General features: G+C 44.8%; 1 protein-coding gene. It reads right to left on the reverse strand.

All coding sequences use genetic code 11. The features are described 5' to 3' along the window. Nucleotides 1–96: 96 nt before the first annotated feature. The coding region (locus ACS8FC_RS16530; protein ID WP_439297577.1) for an NAD(P)/FAD-dependent oxidoreductase at nt 97–803 on the reverse strand (707 nt) is incomplete at its 5' end.

The raw sequence follows: 803 nt of genomic DNA on the forward strand, positions 1-803 counted from the left end.
AGAGACAGGATCAGGAAAGTCATAACGCCCAAGACTTTTTAAAGTCTCAGGCGTGATGTATTGATCATTATCGCCGTGCTGCGCGAAGTTATTCATTTAATCTTCTTGATCAGCAGTCAAGGTTGATGCATAAGTATGGTCTTTCGCCGTTGCCTCACCGATGGCATCTAAGTACTTCTCCGCATCAAGCGCTGCCATACAGCCAGTACCAGCAGAGGTAATGGCTTGACGATAGACATGATCAGCCACGTCACCTGCGGCAAACACACCTTCGATACTGGTTTGCGTGGCGTTACCATTAAGGCCACTATTGACGACCAGATAGCCATCTTTCATATCCAATTGACCTTTGAATAGGTCGGTATTAGGCTTATGGCCGATGGCGACAAACATACCCATTGTATCTAGTTGTTTGGTGCTGCCATCAATCATTGATTCGATAACGACACCATTGACGCCCATGTCATCACCGACGACTTCTTTGACTTGATGGTTCCATTCGATTTTGACGTTACCGTTTTTGGCTTTTTCAAACAGCTTGTCTTGTAGGATTTTTTCAGAGCGTAAGCTATCACGGCGATGCACTAAAGTGACTTCAGAAGCAATGTTAGAGAGGTATAAAGCTTCTTCGACTGCCGTATTACCACCGCCAATCACGGCGACTTTTTGATCTTTATAAAAGAAACCGTCACAAGTGGCACAAGCGGATACGCCAAGCCCTTTAAATTTGGTTTCTGATTCTAGACCTAAATACTGAGCAGAGGCACCTGTTGAGATAATCAGGGCATCACAAGTATAGGTAC

Source organism: Psychrobacter sp. 1Y4, from assembly GCF_051847555.1.